General features: G+C 34.3%; 18 protein-coding genes, 1 pseudogene and 1 other annotated feature. Of the genes and pseudogenes, 4 read left to right on the top strand and 15 right to left on the bottom strand.

Features of this window, described 5'->3' with window-relative positions; genetic code table 11:
- The first annotated feature begins 183 nt into the window (after positions 1-183).
- Positions 184-1479 carry a histidine--tRNA ligase gene (locus HRG09_RS19200; RefSeq protein WP_174102470.1) on the top strand — a complete coding sequence of 432 codons (1296 nt, stop codon included), beginning with the start codon at positions 184-186 and terminating at the stop codon, positions 1477-1479.
- A 514-nt stretch (positions 1480-1993) separates the two neighbouring features.
- Here the strand turns inward: HRG09_RS19200 and HRG09_RS19195 are convergent.
- The 10 genes from HRG09_RS19195 to HRG09_RS19150 all read right to left on the bottom strand — a co-directional run bounded on the left by HRG09_RS19195 (position 1994) and on the right by HRG09_RS19150 (position 10722).
- Positions 1994-2731, bottom strand: a complete 738-nt coding sequence (locus HRG09_RS19195) for an anti-sigma factor (RefSeq protein WP_174102469.1) — start codon at positions 2729-2731, stop codon at positions 1994-1996.
- An 11-nt stretch (positions 2732-2742) separates the two neighbouring features.
- Positions 2743-3294, bottom strand: a complete 552-nt coding sequence (locus HRG09_RS19190; RefSeq protein ID WP_174102468.1) for an RNA polymerase sigma factor — start codon at positions 3292-3294, stop codon at positions 2743-2745.
- Positions 3295-3527: 233 nt separating this feature from the next.
- Positions 3528-4019: a COG4315 family predicted lipoprotein gene (locus HRG09_RS19185; RefSeq protein ID WP_174102467.1), complete on the bottom strand. Its 492-nt coding sequence runs from the start codon at positions 4017-4019 to the stop codon at positions 3528-3530.
- 184 nt (positions 4020-4203) lie between these two features.
- Positions 4204-5190 (bottom strand): NAD(P)-dependent alcohol dehydrogenase, encoded by a 987-nt coding sequence (locus HRG09_RS19180; RefSeq protein WP_174102466.1) that lies wholly within the window; start codon positions 5188-5190, stop codon positions 4204-4206.
- Between the two features lie 265 nt (positions 5191-5455).
- Entirely contained in the window at positions 5456-5863 is a 408-nt protein-coding gene (locus HRG09_RS19175) for a hypothetical protein (protein ID WP_174102426.1), read from the bottom strand.
- A gap of 180 nt (positions 5864-6043) precedes the next feature.
- Complete coding sequence (locus tag HRG09_RS19170; protein WP_174102465.1) at positions 6044-6733, bottom strand: hypothetical protein; 690 nt, start codon at positions 6731-6733, stop codon at positions 6044-6046.
- Between the two features lie 359 nt (positions 6734-7092).
- Positions 7093-7851, bottom strand: coding sequence for an SDR family oxidoreductase (locus HRG09_RS19165; RefSeq protein WP_174102464.1), 759 nt, complete (start codon positions 7849-7851; stop codon positions 7093-7095).
- 61 nt (positions 7852-7912) lie between these two features.
- Positions 7913-9568, bottom strand: coding sequence for a putative ABC transporter permease subunit (locus HRG09_RS19160; RefSeq protein ID WP_174102463.1), 1656 nt, complete (start codon positions 9566-9568; stop codon positions 7913-7915).
- Positions 9561-10286, bottom strand: a complete 726-nt coding sequence (locus HRG09_RS19155; RefSeq protein ID WP_174102462.1) for an ABC transporter ATP-binding protein — start codon at positions 10284-10286, stop codon at positions 9561-9563. Before HRG09_RS19155 ends, HRG09_RS19160 begins: the two co-directional genes overlap by 8 nt.
- 241 nt (positions 10287-10527) lie before the next feature.
- Entirely contained in the window at positions 10528-10722 is a 195-nt protein-coding gene (locus HRG09_RS19150; protein ID WP_174102461.1) for a hypothetical protein, read from the bottom strand.
- A gap of 107 nt (positions 10723-10829) precedes the next feature.
- On the opposite strand from HRG09_RS19150, the pseudogene HRG09_RS29065 reads away from it, so the two are divergent.
- A pseudogene (locus tag HRG09_RS29065) lies at positions 10830-10937 on the top strand (helix-turn-helix transcriptional regulator); the annotation flags it as partial.
- Positions 10938-11044: 107 nt separating this feature from the next.
- Here the strand turns inward: HRG09_RS29065 and HRG09_RS19140 are convergent.
- The 3 genes from HRG09_RS19140 to HRG09_RS19130 form a co-directional block, all read right to left on the bottom strand.
- Positions 11045-11752 (bottom strand): YjjG family noncanonical pyrimidine nucleotidase, encoded by a 708-nt coding sequence (locus tag HRG09_RS19140; protein ID WP_174102460.1) that lies wholly within the window; start codon positions 11750-11752, stop codon positions 11045-11047.
- Positions 11753-11881: 129 nt separating this feature from the next.
- On the bottom strand, positions 11882-12904 hold the full coding sequence (locus tag HRG09_RS19135; RefSeq protein WP_174102459.1) for a tyrosine-protein phosphatase: 1023 nt from the start codon (positions 12902-12904) through the stop codon (positions 11882-11884).
- Positions 12905-13027: 123 nt separating this feature from the next.
- A complete protein-coding gene (locus tag HRG09_RS19130; RefSeq protein ID WP_174102458.1) occupies positions 13028-13861 on the bottom strand; it encodes a hypothetical protein in 834 nt (277 codons plus the stop codon).
- Positions 13862-13988: 127 nt separating this feature from the next.
- On the opposite strand from HRG09_RS19130, the gene HRG09_RS19125 reads away from it, so the two are divergent.
- Together HRG09_RS19125 and HRG09_RS19120 are read left to right on the top strand one after the other, a co-directional pair.
- The gene (locus HRG09_RS19125; RefSeq protein ID WP_174102457.1) at positions 13989-14828 is read left to right on the top strand and encodes a DUF2785 domain-containing protein; all 840 of its coding nucleotides are present in this window, start codon (positions 13989-13991) and stop codon (positions 14826-14828) included.
- 17 nt (positions 14829-14845) lie between these two features.
- A complete protein-coding gene (locus tag HRG09_RS19120) occupies positions 14846-15313 on the top strand; it encodes an NUDIX hydrolase (RefSeq protein ID WP_174102456.1) in 468 nt (155 codons plus the stop codon).
- A gap of 8 nt (positions 15314-15321) precedes the next feature.
- Here the strand turns inward: HRG09_RS19120 and HRG09_RS19115 are convergent, their stop codons facing one another.
- A complete protein-coding gene (locus HRG09_RS19115; protein WP_174102455.1) occupies positions 15322-16320 on the bottom strand; it encodes a tryptophan--tRNA ligase in 999 nt (332 codons plus the stop codon).
- A 42-nt stretch (positions 16321-16362) separates the two neighbouring features.
- Positions 16363-16573 (bottom strand) — a binding site (T-box leader).
- A 127-nt stretch (positions 16574-16700) separates the two neighbouring features.
- On the bottom strand, positions 16701-17822 hold the full coding sequence (locus HRG09_RS19110) for an AI-2E family transporter (RefSeq protein WP_174102454.1): 1122 nt from the start codon (positions 17820-17822) through the stop codon (positions 16701-16703).
- Positions 17823-18070: the final 248 nt, after the last annotated feature.

The raw sequence follows: 18070 nt of genomic DNA, 5'->3' as shown, positions 1-18070 counted from the left end.
GATCATTCATGTTTAATTTTAATACTTCTTTCCAACTTCATCATCATACATAACGCCGTGTATCCGAAGAATTTTTTCTTCGTGGGTACAGGGCTTTTCCTGTTACCCACGAAGCATTCATATAGCTATGTGGGTATTTTTATACCTGCATAGCTTTTTTTATTTTAAAAAGGAGTGACTCAAATGGATGTAAGAAATGTAAAAGGAACGAAAGATTATTTACCAGAGGAACAGTTGTTACGCAATAAAATTAAACGTGCTTGTGAAGAAACTTTTGAACGATATGGCTGTAAACCACTTGAAACCACTACTTTAAATATGTATGAACTTATGGCCTACAAATATGGCGGCGGTGCTGAAATTTTAAAAGAAATGTATACACTACGTGATCAAGGAAATCGCGAACTCGCACTTCGGTATGATTTAACAATCCCATTTGCAAAAGTAGTAGCAATGAATCCGGAAATTCGCCTTCCTTTTAAACGCTATGAAATCGGAAAAGTCTTTCGTGGTGGACCAATAAAACAAGGAAGGTTCCGTGAATTTATTCAATGCGATGTTGATATCGTCGGTGTAGAATCTGTTATTGCTGAAGCTGAATTAATGGCTATGGCCTTTGATCTTTTCAAAACTTTAAACTTAGATGTTACCATTCAATATAATAATCGTAAGTTATTAACAGGTATTCTTAAATCTATTGAAATTCCAAATGAACAAACACACGATGTTATTTTATCATTAGATAAACTTGAAAAGATTGGGATTGATGGTATACGAAAGGATTTACAAAGCCGCGGAATCATAAATGACACTGTAGAGATTATTTGTAATACCGTTGAATCTTGTATCGCATTAGAACTAGATGCATTTAGTCAAACTTTCTCAAATTCACTTGTTATGGATGGAATCAATGAACTAAGGCAATTACAGCAATACCTTCTTGCACTTGGTATTCAAAACAATACCACTTTCAATCCATTCTTAGCAAGAGGGCTTACCATGTATACAGGTACAGTCTATGAAATCTTTTTAGCAGATGGAAGTATCACTTCAAGTATTGGCAGTGGTGGACGTTATGATAATATAATTGGAGCCTTTCGTAAGGATAATACCACCTATCCAACAGTAGGTATATCCTTTGGCTTAGATGTTATTTATACAGCTCTTGCGCAAAAAGAAACGAAATCTACTTTTGCCGATATTTTCATTATTCCGATTGGAACAGAAACGAAATGTTTACAAATAGCAGAGCAATTACGTTCTAATAGCGCAATGAGGATTGAACTTGAACTTGCCGGCCGTAAATTAAAGCGAGCTCTTAATTACGCAAATAAAGAGAACATTCCTTACGTGCTTATAATTGGCGAAAATGAAATCTCTACGGGAACCATTGTTTTACGTAATATGAAGGAAGGTACTGAAATAAAACTCCCTCTATCTTGCATTGAAGATAGGACTTTAAAGGACTATTTAAAATAAGTTGCCTATTAAAAGGGTAAGCCGTTCTCTTTTGAAGTACCCGCAACTATAAAAACACATATAAAAGTAAGCATAATAGCAGAGCAATTCGCACATGAATTCGCTCTGCCTTTTTATTGTTATATCAATGTTTTTTGTGTTATCAGAGAGTTTAATCACATGTATAAATGCCATACTGTTTAGCAGCTGCCGAAAAACCTTAATTCTAAAAAAGTCGGTTCGAGAAACTTTATCATTTTAACCGAGAAGACCCCCTCCTCTAAACGAAGTGAAGGTGGGGGTAGTTCAATAACTTTTAATGTTTGACATAGACTAAACGCCAAAAATAAGTCTTTTATCAGAATCAAAAGGTATATGGGGAACAAATGTATAATCATCCATCATACGAGAAGTAAACCACTGATTAATAAACATTTAAAAACATAGTATTTACCATACGATGTTAATTCATTTATTTTCTAAGAGTAACTCCCCCTGCTGAAATAAGAAAATCGAATTCACCGTAACATCTGTTTTAAGTCCCTAGTACTTTTTTACCAAGAGGTTTCGTACTATTCGAATCTGGTTCAAGTGTAATACCAATGTTATCAAAGGACTGTTTTTGTGAAATTTCATATGTCAGAAGTCCTGAACCAGTTTCATCAGGTTTAAATATTCCAGCGTTTTTTCTTTCTCCATCTTTTAATAACCAAACTTGATACACTTCTGAATTTTTTACTTGTGGCAAATGATCAGCTTGTACAACTAATTTTTTCTTATCTCCTTGTTGCATAACAAATACATAACCCTTTGTATTTTCATGGTTTTGATCGATTGATACTAATGGATGAGTAGAAATTACTTTAATTGGATCACTGCTTAATTCATGCTTAGCTAAAGATTGTATTTTTAATTGTGAATTTTCGATTGTTAATGCTACTGTAATCACTAACATTGTTCCTAGTAATACCGTTGCCAACGGTGTAAATTGTTTTTTTAGTAAAACCGTCCATTCTTTCAATTTCGCTGTTACTATGTTATCTCTATTCGTTTGTTCTTGAACAAATATAAAATCAAACACTTCAGCTTTTAATGTTGCTGGTACTTCTTTCTCCTCAAAATCGAAATGTAGTGCTTCCCAAGCTGCCTGCATTGATGAATACTCAGTTTGACATTTGGGGCATATCTTTAAATGTTCTTGAAACTTTCTTTGTTCTCTATCATCAAATGTATTCGTAACGTAAGATAATAAATGCTCACATTCTCTCTCCATACTATCCCCCTCTATTCTAGATATTTTTTTAATCGCTTTAAAGATTGATGAAGACGACTTTTAGTGGTTCCCAATGGTTCATCTTCCATTTTAGCAATCTCACTAAGGGAATAACCTTTCCAATATAGCAAGTCGATTAATCTTTTTTGAGACGTAGACAAATTTTGCTTTGCCTTTTGAATTTCAACACTGTGCAGTCTTTTCTCGATTTGATTTTCTGAATCTGCTATATGCATATGTTTTTCAGAATCATAAACATTATGAAAGTTTCTATACGTAAGTTCTTTATTTTCTTTTCGGACATAATCAATACATATATTTCTCGTAATAGTAAGTAGCCAATTTACAAAATCACCTTTTGAAGGATTATACATACTTTTAGTTGTCCAAAGTTTCAAGAAAATTAATTGAACAACTTCTTTTGTTCTGTCTTCATTTCCTTGGAAAAATTTAAAAGTGAAGCTATATATCAACTTAATATATCGTTCATAGAGTTCTTCTAATGCAGGACGATAGTTTCCTTTTACTAATTGCATTAACTCATAATCATTTTTTTCTTTCATTCTCACCTGCACTCCCTAGTGTTTTTCATTTATTTCTGATAATTTCGAATTAATTTAATTATATAATTCAAATAGAAAAATAGGAACCACCAACAACGTTGATCGCTCCTTTTAACAGAATATTCACCACACTATTCGCGGGCAGTAAGACCCTCACCTCAAGGTTCAGAGAAAAGCGAAGAAGATAGGTGGTGGATAACTGCCGGCATGCGCCCTATTCAGCATGCTTCCCATCACTGTTTAAATGTAGTTTCACTATTCAGTACAAACCATATATCTTTAACCCCTTGTCCATTTATATCTCCTTTTGATTTATCATTAGCAAAATAGTAAAGGGGATAGCCTTTATACGTTACTTGTTGTTCTTTCGTATCTTCTCGTGTTATCGTAGCGAAATCTTTTATATCAAATCCTTTTGGCACTTCAAAATCTTTCGCAACAAATGGCGGCCAAAGTTTTACACAGTCACCACTACAATTACTTACCTTAGATGTGTCTTTTGCAAAATAATAAAGTGTCTTTCCGTTTGAATCTGCTAAGTATTTTCCAATCTTATCGTTCTCTAATAATTGTAAACTAGGAGATTCGTTTTTATCACTAATAACTTCACTCACGTTTTCTCCACTCGTTTTCTTACTTTGAGCATCTTCTTTCTTATCGCTATTACACGCTGTTAATAAAAAAAGGCTCGCTAATATGGACACAATACATTGCCATGCTTTCATACTGACTCCTCCTTCAATTTTCTATTTATATTTAAGGTAACGATAGAAAGGTTTGATTGGTTTGATAAAAAATAAAAAAAAGATGCAAGCCTCTCCCTCTGCTTACATCTTTTTTTAACTCTATCAATTTATGACTTTTTCTTATACAAAAAATTGTTATTCACCCCGGAGCATTCTTCATATATTATGATTTGTTGTGAGATTCTACATTTATAACGACATTTCCCTTCTTGTGTCCTTTCTCAACATATCTATGGGCTTCCACAATCTCCCCCAATGCATAGCACCTGTCAATGGCCGCTTTTACCTTCCCTGTCTCAACAAGTTCTTTAAGGAAGTCTAATGCTTCGGAAGTTTCAGATGAATTTTGACCTAATATTAGCTTCTTGCTGCTTGTCACTTTAGTCCATAGCATTCGCACACTTGGCAACGGTTCAACGACATTTATATAGGTACCATTCTTCTTTAACAACTTGATACAGTCTGAAAACGAGCTCTTGTTTACCGCTTCAAAAATAACATCATAAGTCTCATCTGTAGTAGAAAAATCTTTTGTAGTGTAATCGATTACCTTGTCGGCTCCCAGAGATTTTACCAATTCTACATTTGCGTTACTGCAAACCCCTGTAACTTTTGCTCCAAAATACTTGGAAATCTGTACTGCATAACTCCCTACACTTCCAGAAGCTCCATATACAAGAATATTTTGACCGCTCTGAACGTTAGCTTTTCTAAGAAAAAACAGGGCTGTACATGCCCCAATTGGAATAGCGGCAGCTTCCTCATAGGTTATATTAGAGGGCTTAATAGAGACTGCTCCATCTTCAGGCAGACAAATATACTCGGCATAAGAACCAAAACCCACTTGGGTAGCCGCAAAAACCTGGTCCCCTTCCTTAAACCGCTTGACCTCTTTCCCTACTGACTCAACTTCTCCAGCTAACTCCATTCCTAATATTTGTTTTTTAGGTTGACTTAAACCAAGTGTGATTCGAGCAGGTAGCCAAACAGAACGAGGAACCGTAAAACTCCGTAACCGAATATCTCCTGCTGTTACAGTTGTCGCTTTTATTTTGACCAGTATTTCATTGTTCTTAGGAACAGGTTTCTCTATCTCTTTCAGTTGAAGAACGTCGGGGGAACCGTACTTTGTATACACAATTGCTTTCATTCATCTTCCTCCAATTTGTTCTATTTATTAATATCATACGAATAACACGAATAAATAGAACAATGGTTCACTCTTCAACAAAATACTAAAAGCAGTGTGATTGTACTTGCGAAATCCACTGCCTTTATACTTGTTTTTATATATACTTTTTGCAATGCGAGTACCTCAAAAGAGAGTGGCTTGCTAAAAAGGTGGGTCACTTTTTTATACACAGTTTTTTGCCTATAATCGCAAGCTAAGTTTACATAACGCAATTATGATTTACTTATTTATCTAAATAGCAAGTTCTTTCTTCACTTGTTAAAAACTGAAACCACCTCTGCCTAAACTTAATTTGGGCTGCATCTGCGTATACATGTGCCTCCATTTTTAAAGCTTCCGGAATGGGTCTTGGGGGCTGACTTTCTACTACCAACTGATCTTCTTTTAACACTTTCAAACTGTACCGACTAAAAATTGTATGTAGGAACGGCATTTTTTTCGCAAAGTTTCTTCCTGCTAAGCCAAAAATCATTGTTACTTCTTCATCTATCGATGTAAAAGTAACAAAATTAATAAACTTCTTGTTCACCCCCTCTAACGACTTTAACAGCCATCGCTGAGGAAACTTATAACATAAATAGGCCTCACCATTTTTCAAGGAAAAAGCATCTAAATCACCTTCAATTTGCAATTCTTCTAACTCAGGGTTCGTGCCTTTCCCAATTGTATTCTTATGAACAAAAATTAAATGAACAACATCTAGTACACTTTCTACAACTCTCGTAAAGTGAGTATTCGAGCTTAAATAGACACAAATAAAAGAAGAAACCTATATTGTTTCTCCTTTTCCATAAAACATTCTATTTTGTCCTCAAAGTTTGTTTAATAATTGATTTAAATCTTGCTTCGTTTTCGTCGTTAACGATTTTATTCGTTTCATATCTATTTTTTCTTTTTCAGCTGCGACAATTAAAGGGTACATACTTTGTCCAATCGTTTTATAATCAGTTGGATGAGTCGCTTCTAATTCTTTTTCGATTACATCCCATTTTTCATTAATTTGCTTTCCTAGCTTATTCACGGTATCTAGCTTAGGATTTGCAGCTAATTGTTTATCTAAACTGTCAATAAGCTGCGCAACTGCTTTCACATTTGTTTTCACAGCCACGCTTTTATTTGTATCTTTCGTTGTAGTTTTTCCATTCGTAGATTGTTCTGTCGTTTTTGTATTCGTCTCTTTTTCGGAGGCTTTTCCACTTGTCGTTTGCTCGTTAGTTTTAGCATTTGTTTCTTTTTCTGTAGATTTAGCATTGCTCTCCGTTCCAGACGATTCTTTAGAATTTTTTTGATCTTTCTCTGTTTTTTCATTAGTAGATGTACTTGTTTCTTTCTCACCGTTTTTTGTTGCAGATGTTTCATCAGCATTCGTTGTTTTTGCTTCTTCCTGCGCGTTCGTTTGTTCCTTTTTCGCTTGATCTTTTTCTGCAGAAGGACTACAAGCTGTAACGGAGAGCATTGTACCAATTGCTAGTGATGCAATCGTGATTTTTTTCATTTTCATAAAAAGCCTCCTATATTTACAATTTTATCCTCCCCTTTACGATTCTATTTCTCCATAAAAATCCCTTTTTGTTCTAATTATCATCTTTCCGACAGAAATCTTCATATTCATATGCTATTTGTCCAATTGTTAACATTTAATATTCGAGTTTATTCTACCTGATCAACCTTCCTTAACATAAGGGAAGGAGAATATATTGTCATATAAAGTACCGTATGCTTTATATGACAATATATTCTCCTATCAAAAAACGCTATTTACTGACAATCTATTAATTTTATATAAAAATCAATTGGATAAATATTTTTCAATTCATATTATTTCTCAACATTTTGTTTACATAATAAAATTATAAAATACTAATAAAACCCACCATTCGAATGAATGACTTGTCCCGTCACCCATTTTGCTTCCTCACTTACTAAAAATTGTATGAGACGTGCTATATCCACAGGCTCTCCTATTCTTCCCGCTGGAAATTTGGTTATTAAATACGATTGAATTTCCTCTGTCATCCACCCTGTATTGGTCGGACCTGGGTCAACAGCATTTACAGTAATCCCTTTTTCCATAGCAACAGGTGCTACTGACTTAGTAAAGGCTTCAATTGCCCCTTTCGTTGCGATATAAGCAAGTTCATTTGGCATTGGGCCTAATGATTGGCCAGATGTAAGGTTTACAATACTTCCACTTGTTTCAAGTGAATAATAATTAATAAATAGCGTACTTAATAACATCGTAGCACGCATATTTACCGTATAATGCTTATCTAGTTGCTCTACATCAAGTTCTTCAACAGTTGTATCAGTGGAATATGCAGCATTGTTAATGAGAATAGACGGCTCTCCTAATCGTTCTGATGCCATATATAATAACCGGTTTGGTGCATATGATTGCGATAAGTTCACCTCAGCCATTTCACAACGCACGCCATAATTTTCAATTTCTCTTTTCAATAAAAATGGTTCTTCCTCATTCATACTCCATGGCATTGCCTTATCATACCGAGGCCAGTAGGTGAAAAAAATATCGATGCCTTTTTGAGCAAGCGCCTTACAAATCGCTGCCCCAATTCCATTTAAACGTGTCGCACCTGTAACAATTGCTATTTTCGCCACTGGTTTATTCCTCCTATTCAGTAAAATAAATCCCCTGCATGCGTGCAGAGGATTTATCATGTTATTTAATATTCACTAAAATGCGCTCTGCTCCTAACTGTAAACTGCGTGTTACTATTACATTTATAATAATAAATGCGATTAATAGAATACTAAACATACCCCACATACCAATTTCAAAGAAAAAGTATAATCCGCAAACCCCGGCTACGATTACTAAATCCATCGCAATATTTGCAAGGAAATTCCATAAAGTTGTGTACCTGCTTTTAAACAACTTTTGCTCCGAATCCCAATGTATATCTGCCGTTTGAGCGTCCCAACGTGTACCAATTAAGTTTGTTAACCAAAGGCCATTTGCACTTAGTAAAAACCATAGCAACATAAAGAGTGGTGAGACACCAGCAACAATTGTCATGATAAGACCAAACACAGCTAAAATTGTTATATTAATAAGCCATGCTGTGAAAACTTTTGCAAAAAATATATCTGATGCCTTTACTGGTAAATAACAATTGACAAACCACGAACTCCCATCCCTAGAAAAAGACGTTGTGGCAATGACATTACTTCCCATTAAGAATAAACCTGCACAGAAACCTATGCCAAGAGCTAAACCAGACCATTCTGGCTCTTTTATAAACCTAGTTAACCACTTTAAGTTCCCCTCTTGTACGAAAAGTATAAAGAATAACATAATTGGCATCACAAAAGTTTGCACGATACAATTTATAAAAAATTGTGGTGTTCGGAATAAAATTTTGAATTCTTTTTTGACATAAGCTTTTATGTGTGAACTTTGTACAGTTGATTTTTTTAAGTTTTCTGTTGAGATGGCCTCTTTTTTTGCAGTACTCGTTGAAAGTCCGATAACTCCTTTTAAATACGTACGCTGTGCAACATAAAAAAACAATCCGAAAAACGCTAAGGAAATCGCTGCAAAAATTAGAACATATATAATCCCTTTCCAAGAAGCATGTTCTATTAATCCCATTGCTCCAAAGTATGTTGTCGGAAAATAATTTGTCATCTGAACGAAGAGGGACGATTGATTATCAGCAAAGTAATTTGCCATCATATCCCCTGATACTGCACTTTTGTTTCGCCACTGAATAAATACATTAATACCTACGATAAACAATAAGGTTAATATTCCAATAAATATATTACTACGATCTTTATTTTTAGCTATATTTGTATAACGCATAATAACTGTCATTAAAAGTGATGCAAGTACTAGCGGGATAATCGGGAAAAATATGTAAATGAATACTACATATAAATAGTATGTAATGAATGCACCGCTTTGCATACCGTATACAATAAAGATTGGCAATAAAATAAAAGATCCCATTACATATTGTGTAATTAATACCGTAATAAATTTTGCCGTAATGATCTGTGATGGTTGCAGTGGTAAAGGTAATAAAGTTTCAACATCATTATTATAATAAAATACCGTTAAAATGTTCGTAATACTAATTACAAATACCCATATGCTCGCAACAGCTAATCCCATTCCAATTATCGATGTTTCTTGTCCGATTGATTCCATTCCAGCATACATTCCATATGTAATTGGACCGATAAATATAAAGCCAGCAAATAATAATGCTAAAAACGAAAATGCATACGCCCACCGTTTCTTTTTATCCGTTATGATATCGGCATAATTTAATTTCAATAATACTTTTGTTAATGTCCAAATTTTATTCATTTCCAGTCATCTCCAAGAACATTTTCTCAAGTGATTCATTGGATTTAAAATGATCTCTCATTTCATTTAAATTTCCTTGGAACTGTAAATTCCCCTTATTAATAATCGCAACTCGATCACATAATTTCTCTGCTACTTCAAGCACGTGTGTTGAGAAAAATACTGTTTTCCCTTTATCTGCATGCTCTCTCATCATCTGTTTTAAAATAAACGCTGACTTTGGATCAAGCCCTGTCATTGGTTCATCTAAAATCCATACGTCTGGATCATGCAGCAGTACACCAATAATAATAATCTTCTGTCTCATTCCGTGTGAATAACTTTGAATTTGATCCGACAAAGCATTATAAAGATCAAATCTCTTAGTCAACGATTGAATTTGATCCTGTCTAATTTCATTGGGAACCTCGTACATATCCGCCATAAAGTTTAAATACTCGATTCCTTTTAATCTTAAAAACATATCTGGACTATCTGGTACATACCCAAATGTTTTCTTTGCTTCTAAAGGTTCCTTTGTCACATCTTTTCCATTGATCGAAATTGTTCCTTTATCTATCGCATGAATACCTGTTGCCATTTTAATCGTTGTCGATTTCCCAGCACCATTTGGACCTAAGAATCCAAAAATCTCTCCGCTTGGTACTGTTAAACTTAAATCTTTTACTGCATATGACGAACCATTATAACTCTTTGATACATTCACAATTTCAATCATTTTATCCAATCCTTTCCTCAATTACCAATAAACTATATCTCTATTATAGCATACTTCTATTTTTAGATTTTTGTATTTTTCAGATTAAACAGATCAACAAAATGTATCAGTTTATTGAGAAAGGTTATTGTCCATATTCATTTTGATTTTCCAATCATTTCACATAATATTTGGCTAAAACCGCTTCTACGTAAAAACAAACGCTCTCGTTTTATATCAGTGTTTCAATCTGTACATATCTTTAACCATTAAAATAGATATATAAACCTAGTCCAACAATTAAAACCACTGCTAATAAAAGATAAATCATTGTAAGCCTTGTAATATTACTTTTCGTTGCTTTACTATAATTTTCATCTCCATTTTTCCCAACTACTATTGTTCCAACAACTATTACCGCCACAATCATTAACATAATTAACATCCACTTGATCATACGTTCCCCCCTCCCTTCCTCTTGCAACCATTTTACGATATTTTTACTGTTGATAACCTAAGAATATTATCATTTTTCTGAATTTTAATTAAATATATAATTAAAATTCATTCATAGAGAAAGGAAGGTATAATCCTTCTTTACAACTGGCCCATGACATTGCGAAAACATTGAATACTTCCATTGATGAGATATTTATTTTTAATGAAAAATAGTCTACAAAAAATCCCTCCTCTTATTATAGAGAGGGATTTTTTGTAAGATTTATATGGATTGTTAAGAGTAACTCCTATGTAATCAAAAAGATAGAGAAAGCACTTATTCAAAATCCCTCAGTTCCCACAGCCTTTCTTACAATCCCTATAATCTCAGTTAACTTACGAATTTCATATGTTGGTTGAATACTTATATGATTCTCTTTACCATTTGGATTAAACCAACAAGTATCAATCCCGTAATTTATTCCTCCTTGGATATCAGAAGTTAAAGAATCTCCTACAATTAACACTTCCGTTTTATCAGTAATCTTCAACTTAGAAAATGCATATTCGAAAACACCTCGGTCCGGCTTCTGAAACCCAGCTTCTTCTGAAATGATAAGATGCTCAAAAGTATTACGAAGAGGAGATTCCTCTATTCTGTTTTTTTGCACATCAGTAAATCCATTTGTTATAATAGCTAGCCTGCACCCCGTAAGACGGTTGAACAAGTCTACAGCTCCCGGTACAAGATGTACTTCTTTTCCCAAGTATGTAAGATATGCACGGTTAAATGTAGCCGCGTCAATCTCTAAATTATGTTCAAAAAACAACCTTCTAAACCTCTCTACTCCCAATTCTGATAAAGTGGTAGTTCCCTGTTCTAAGTCTCTCCATAATACTTTACTAATCTCTTTATAGCTGTTTCTATAATCCACTTCCCCCGTAGGTAATCCAAACTCTTCAAAAACTTTATGTAATGCATTTTTTTCTGACATACTAAAGTCCAATAATGTATCATCCACATCGAAGAATATAACTTTGTATTTCATAGTTTCCTCCATTACTCATCTGCTAATTATTGAACTACCCCCACCTTCACTTCGTTTAGGGGAGGGGGATGAATCGGTTAAAATGATAAAAACAATCCTGTATTACTGGCATAATACAGGATTGTTTGATTACTTCTCTTCTAATAACAATGCTTTCATATTTTCTAATTGGTATTTTGTAAAACCAAGCCCTGTTTCAGCATAGTTTTCAATACTGCCGAATGCACGTTTTATTTCGTCAATTGCAGCTTGTAAATACTCCGCACGAGCTTCAAACATAGCTCCTAATATTTCTTTACTTTCCTCATTTTGCAGCTTCGCACCTAAAAAGGCCATCATTTTTTGATTTAACTTTTCACGAAATCCATTACTTAATAAATAGTCTTGCATCACTGTTTCTTCTGGAACACCAAGAAGAAGTAATAATAGCGCTGAACCAAATCCTGTTCGATCCTTCCCAGCTGTACAATGATTAACTAGCGGTAAATTTTCCGGTTCTTGAGCGAGCTGTAGAAAACGTACAAATGCTTCATTTCCCTCTACAAAGCCTTTATTCATTTTCACTAAATACTCACCTGGTTTTCCAAGCATTGATAAATCCCCGACTTGGAAAAACTCATTAATATTTAGATCTTTTGCTATATCTTGCATGACTGGTAAACACACTTGCCGGGCACTAGCAATGCTTGGATTCGGTTTATGTGTCACTTCAAAATCTGTTCGATAATCACAAATTAGTTTTAAACCAGATTGCTCTAAATAAGCAATATCCCATTCTGTTAATCCTGCTAATTCTTCTGAGCGATATAATTTCCCCCACTTTACTTTATGGCCATCACTTGTTTCATAACCACCTAAATCGCGGAAATTAAACGCTCCTTGTAATGGCAACCTGCGTTCTGCTACAGTCACAGCTTGTCCATTACTTGCTATTAATCGGAAATATGGACGCGCTTTTGAATTTGGATCTTCTATCGTACACGATGATTGACCTGATACTTTTAATAAAAACTCTCCATTCTCCTCAATTTGTTCTGATGTAGTACTCCAATAAATCGAAACTTCTCCTACTCCATCTTCCCATACTATATGTAACTTATTATCTTGATCTCGTTCTATACTTGCTTGTAACCAGCTTTTTTGTTTTGTCATAATTTCACCAATACTTTCTTTATATATTCCCATAAATGAAGCGATACTCTATTTTATTGTATTATAAATATACTGGTTCTGTCGTGACTATATTTATGACATTCTTTTGTCTATTCTTTGAAATTAAGAAAAAATTTCTTGTACTTTTGCAAGTGTTGTACACGGAATACCGCGAAATACATAGGCGATCTGCTTGTCACCTAAATCTTGGTATACGACTGTACCACGCTGAGGATGAGTATAAAACTCTAATCCATTTAGCACTTGCACTAGGCTATAATTTCCAGTCCAGGGCGATACTGGATAATAACTACACTTTGAATGAAGACACGCCCAAAGTGCATATAGTTGGTTCTTTTTATCCCAGTACACATATTGTACTTCGTCATCTCCAAAACCAACCGATTCAAGCCGCCAATCATCTGGTGTTGTAATTGGTAACAATTCAAATTGCACTTCATTTGGTGAATACCATTTACTGCACCTGCTTATTTCACCATCAATTTGTACTCTTGCTTGAAAACTTAATTGATGAAACGGCTTATTTACTTGTTTTTTTGCTTTTTCTAGATCTAATGGCTGCAAACCTTCTAAAAACTGTTCCATTTCTTGTTGCTGCACGAATCCTTCATCAATCGAAATTTCAACTTGTGCTTTCCATTTAGAGATGACATAACTGACTTTCCCTTTATAATTTAATCCCCTCCAATATACAAGATGATTATACTGAAAACATTCACCTTGCGCTTGATAAATGCAGCTATCAGGAAATGTCGGCTCCATTATATCAAGAAAAAATTCTTTTACCCGAAACATTCCCGTTGTTGTAAAAACTTGAAACCAAAGTGTCTCCCATCTCTCCCCTTCCGTGCGCTCCGATACATTTTCAACATGCCATCCATCAAATAATATAGCTGGGTATAATGCAATCATATGTTTAAGCCTTTGTTTTAGCATATTAAGCCCCCTCCCTGTTAACTACTTCGGAAGAGCTTATTATTTATCCTTGCATGAGCAGGATTGTCTTCGAATATATAGAATACTAGGAAACAATGCATTACGAAAGCATAGAGGAGGCGCAACTTTGGATATCATTGCATTGCAACAACAATTGGAGCTCATTCAGCAAAATGACTATACACAGATGCAGAACATCGATCTTAATGCGTTAAGTTCCCATATGATTGGGCATATTGGAACGACCGATAGCTATGTACGTGACCAACTAATATATAAATGTTTTGCACATTTTATTCAAAATGAATTTCTATCCCATGATAACTTAGAAACTCTGTTAACGACCTGTCTAAGTGACGATTACTTATATCAAGAAATCTCCTCTCCCAATACAGATGGAGTTTTCACTCGTTCTTATACCACTTTATTAATAGGACTCATTATACAGTTCGATAATTCTCACTCTTTCTTATTACAAGAAACTGTGCAAAACATAAAAGAAAAGCTTATTACATATATGAATCTTGAAATAGATTATCGTGGATATGTACAAGATAAAGGCTGGGCTCATAGCGTTGCCCATGCATCCGATGCCTTTAACGAACTGGTACACAGTGCACATATTACCTGTTCCTGTTATGAAGAGATTGCTCATTGCTTATTAAACAAAATCTTCATTTACTCTACCGTATATCATAATAATGAAGATGAACGAATTGCAACTCCCCTCTTATCTATGCTTTATTATGACTTTCCAAGGGATCAACTTTTTTCGATTATTTATAAAAAAATAAAACGTTTAACACAGTTAAAAATTAGACTTTCTTGTCATGAATACTTTATATTATGTGCAAATGTAAAAACATTTTTACGCACCTTGTTTTTCAGAGCAAAAATAGACCCTAACCTTACTTCTGTAGCAAATCGAGCTGAAAAAATGTTGAGGGAATTACCGAAGTATTGTTAATAATAAAGGAGAAAAAAATGGGATATCTCGAAGACATGCGAAAACTTGTAGGGAACCATCCGCTTATCATAACTGGTTCACACGTAATCGTTTTAAATAAACAAAATGAAATATTACTTCAGCTTCGCACTGATTTCAATATGTGGGGCATTATTGGTGGTGCTCTTGAATATGGAGAAACATTAGAAGAAGCTGCAAAACGAGAAACATTTGAAGAAACAGGACTTATCGTAAAAGATTTAGAACTATTTCACACCTTTTCAGGACCAAACTTGTTTCAAATATATCCAAACGGCGATCAAGTATATGGTGTCATGGTAGTTTATATTTGCCGAAATTATGAAGGTGAGTTGCAATGTGACCGTAATGAATCAAAAGAATTGCTTTTTTTCCCATTGCATGCACTCCCACATAATATTGGTGCTGTACCTAAAATGATTATTGATCAATTTCAGCAATCCGTTACAATGAATACAGAAAAATAAGGGAACGCTTATCGTTCCCTCTCATATCCAATCCTCTTTTTGATTTCAGCTAAATTCACCTTCGCGATTTCTCTCGCTCGCTCCGCACCTTTTTCTAAAGCCTCATACAATAAGTGTGGCTCATTCATATATCCCTCATACTTTTCCCTTGGTTCTTCTAATTCTCTGTTTACAACGCGAAATAGTTCTTTCTTTACATCTCCCCAACCAATGCCTGTTTTGTACTGCTCTCGCAAGCTTTTTGTTTCTTCCTCTGTGGCAAATTCCTTATATATCATAAATAACGTCTCAGGTTCTTTCGATTCATAAGGCAGGGAAGAATCAGTTTTAATTTTAAAAATTAACTTTTTAAGCTTTTCGGATTCTGCAAATAGCGGTATCACATTCCCATAACTTTTGCTCATCTTTCGTCCATCAAGTCCTGGCAAAATAGCCCCCTCTTCTTGCACTACATACTCAGGAAGTGTAAACGTCTCTCCGAAAGTATGATTAAAATACGTCGCAATATCCCGAGCAATTTCAATATGTTGAATTTGATCTTTTCCAACAGGTACATGGCTAGACTGAAATAACAATATATCTGCAGCCATTAATATTGGATACGTATATAATCCCATATTGACACCTGTATCAATATCAACACCTGTCTCCTTATTTTGTTCTATCTTTGCTTTATAAGCATGAGCTCGATTCATAAGGCCTTTTGGAGTCAGACAAGCTAAAATCCATGCTAGTTCTAAAATTTCTGGAACTTCCGTTTGTCGATAAAAGATAACATCTTCTCCAAGTCCTAATGCTAGCCATGTTGCAGCGACCTCTTTTGTATAATCACAAAACAGCTTAGGATCTTGCATGGCGTTTAATGCATGGTAATCTGCTATAAAATACAGTGCTTTTCCGTCTTTCTTTTTAGACATGTTTAACGCAGGTTTAATCGCCCCAATATAATTCCCTAAATGCGGATGGCCAGTTGGCTTAATCCCTGTTAACATTATTTTCTCACTCATACTAACTCCTTCTTTCTACAAATAAAAGAGCCTCTCATCCTAGAAAAGGACGAGAGACTCCCGCGGTACCACCTTTATTAGCTACAATTATAGCTCACTTGATGCCTCTTTAACGCGAAGCAAATCGTCTTAGCCTACTCATTTCAGCTAGAAGCTCCAGAGTCCATTCCATGTTCATCCCTTACTGATTCCCACCAACCATCAGCTCTCTGCGAAGTTCTGAATATGTACTCTTCTCTATCATCGCTTTTTGTTCATTTTTTACATTTTATCACATTTATTTTTCTGATAAACGTAAATTTTCTATTTATTCAAAGGCTTACAAATGAGAAAATGAAAAAAAGAACTAAAGCAGAAAATTTCTGTTTTAGCTCCTCTTTTTAAGTGTTCAGTTTAATAAATCTATACCCATGTGTAACAAGCACTTTTAAAATCGCATAACCTGGAATCGCTAAAATAATCCCCATAATTCCAAATAGATTACCTGCTGTTAAAATAATAAAGATAATCGTAATTGGGTGAATGTCTAATTTTTTACCCATGACTTGTGGTGAAATAAACTTCCCTTCTGCTAATTGTACAATCATCATCACAATAATAACTTTTAGAATCATTGCTGGTGAATCAATAAAAGCAATAATTAAAGCCGGTGTAATCGCAATAATCGGTCCTACATAAGGTACTACGTTTACAATCATCGCTAAAACAGCAAGTAAGACCGCATATTTAATCCCAATAATAAAATAACCGATTAATAACATAATCCCAATAAACAAACTAACAATAATTTGCCCTCTAATATATGAGCTAATGGCGTAATGCATATCATCTAATATAAGCTTAGCAGCAGGTTGTCTTTGTTCTGAAATAATCCTTAAAAAGTACTTTGGTAATTTCTCTCCATCTTTTAAAAGATAGAATAATATAAAAGGTACCATTACAAATGTAAGCACGACTTCTGTAAGTGTACTTAAGAATCCAGTTACATTCCCAGTCACTGATGATAGCGAATTTGTAAAGTTCATTGTAGAATCTTTTACGATACTACCTACATCAATATTTAAGCTATCTTGAATCTTTCCAATTATATTACTTTCTCCGAATCTACGTGCTGCCCTCTCAATTTCATGACCGAAATATGGCAAGTTATCTATTAACGCATTTACTTGATCTTTAATAATCGGAATCACTGTCACAACAAGAAAAACAAACAACCCGATTACAAGTATGTATATAGAGGCAATGGAAATAATTCTAGAAACACCTTTTCTTTCTAAAAGCGAAACCAATGGATGTAAAATATAAAATAGTACCCCAGCTAACAACACTGGAAAAAAGATTGTTTTTAAAAAGACAATGAAGGGTGTAAATACAAACGAAATTTTTGTTAGTAGTAATATATTCACAAACAGTAAAGCAAATCCAAGTAGCACCGCTAAATAATTTTGTTCTTTAAAAAACTTTTTCAGTTTATCTCTTTTTCGTAAATTGACTTTCTCCAAATATACCACCTCTCTAAGTATGAAAAGCCCTTGAAAAGGGCTTTATGAAACAATCAGTAATATATTTCTATTCATTTGTGATCCAATAGAAAAGTTATACACACCCTTAGTTCATTACTTGCACCTTATCATTTCTCATTGAATGACAGCCATTCATAACAGGAGAGTTACTATCATATCACGAAATTCATGTACATACATTGTATCCAAGAGAGCTAAAATTTGTCAAATTTCATAGCGATTAATGT

It is taken from the genome of Bacillus sp. Xin1 (assembly GCF_013314535.1).
Taxonomy (GTDB): Bacteria; Bacillota; Bacilli; order Bacillales; family Bacillaceae_G; genus Bacillus_A.
This window is presented reverse-complemented; position numbering and strand designations above follow the sequence as displayed.

Coding starts and splice junctions, on each gene's coding strand:
- HRG09_RS19200 (WP_174102470.1), top strand. CDS start 184: ATGGATGTAAGAAATGTAAAAGGAACGAAAGATTATTTACCAGAGGAA.
- HRG09_RS19195 (WP_174102469.1), bottom strand. CDS start 2,731: ATGGAGAGAGAATGTGAGCATTTATTATCTTACGTTACGAATACATTT.
- HRG09_RS19190 (WP_174102468.1), bottom strand. CDS start 3,294: ATGAAAGAAAAAAATGATTATGAGTTAATGCAATTAGTAAAAGGAAAC.
- HRG09_RS19185 (WP_174102467.1), bottom strand. CDS start 4,019: ATGAAAGCATGGCAATGTATTGTGTCCATATTAGCGAGCCTTTTTTTA.
- HRG09_RS19180 (WP_174102466.1), bottom strand. CDS start 5,190: ATGAAAGCAATTGTGTATACAAAGTACGGTTCCCCCGACGTTCTTCAA.
- HRG09_RS19170 (WP_174102465.1), bottom strand. CDS start 6,733: ATGAAAATGAAAAAAATCACGATTGCATCACTAGCAATTGGTACAATG.
- HRG09_RS19160 (WP_174102463.1), bottom strand. CDS start 9,568: ATGAATAAAATTTGGACATTAACAAAAGTATTATTGAAATTAAATTAT.
- HRG09_RS19155 (WP_174102462.1), bottom strand. CDS start 10,286: ATGATTGAAATTGTGAATGTATCAAAGAGTTATAATGGTTCGTCATAT.
- HRG09_RS19150 (WP_174102461.1), bottom strand. CDS start 10,722: ATGATCAAGTGGATGTTAATTATGTTAATGATTGTGGCGGTAATAGTT.
- HRG09_RS19140 (WP_174102460.1), bottom strand. CDS start 11,752: ATGAAATACAAAGTTATATTCTTCGATGTGGATGATACATTATTGGAC.
- HRG09_RS19135 (WP_174102459.1), bottom strand. CDS start 12,904: ATGACAAAACAAAAAAGCTGGTTACAAGCAAGTATAGAACGAGATCAA.
- HRG09_RS19130 (WP_174102458.1), bottom strand. CDS start 13,861: ATGCTAAAACAAAGGCTTAAACATATGATTGCATTATACCCAGCTATA.
- HRG09_RS19120 (WP_174102456.1), top strand. CDS start 14,846: ATGGGATATCTCGAAGACATGCGAAAACTTGTAGGGAACCATCCGCTT.
- HRG09_RS19115 (WP_174102455.1), bottom strand. CDS start 16,320: ATGAGTGAGAAAATAATGTTAACAGGGATTAAGCCAACTGGCCATCCG.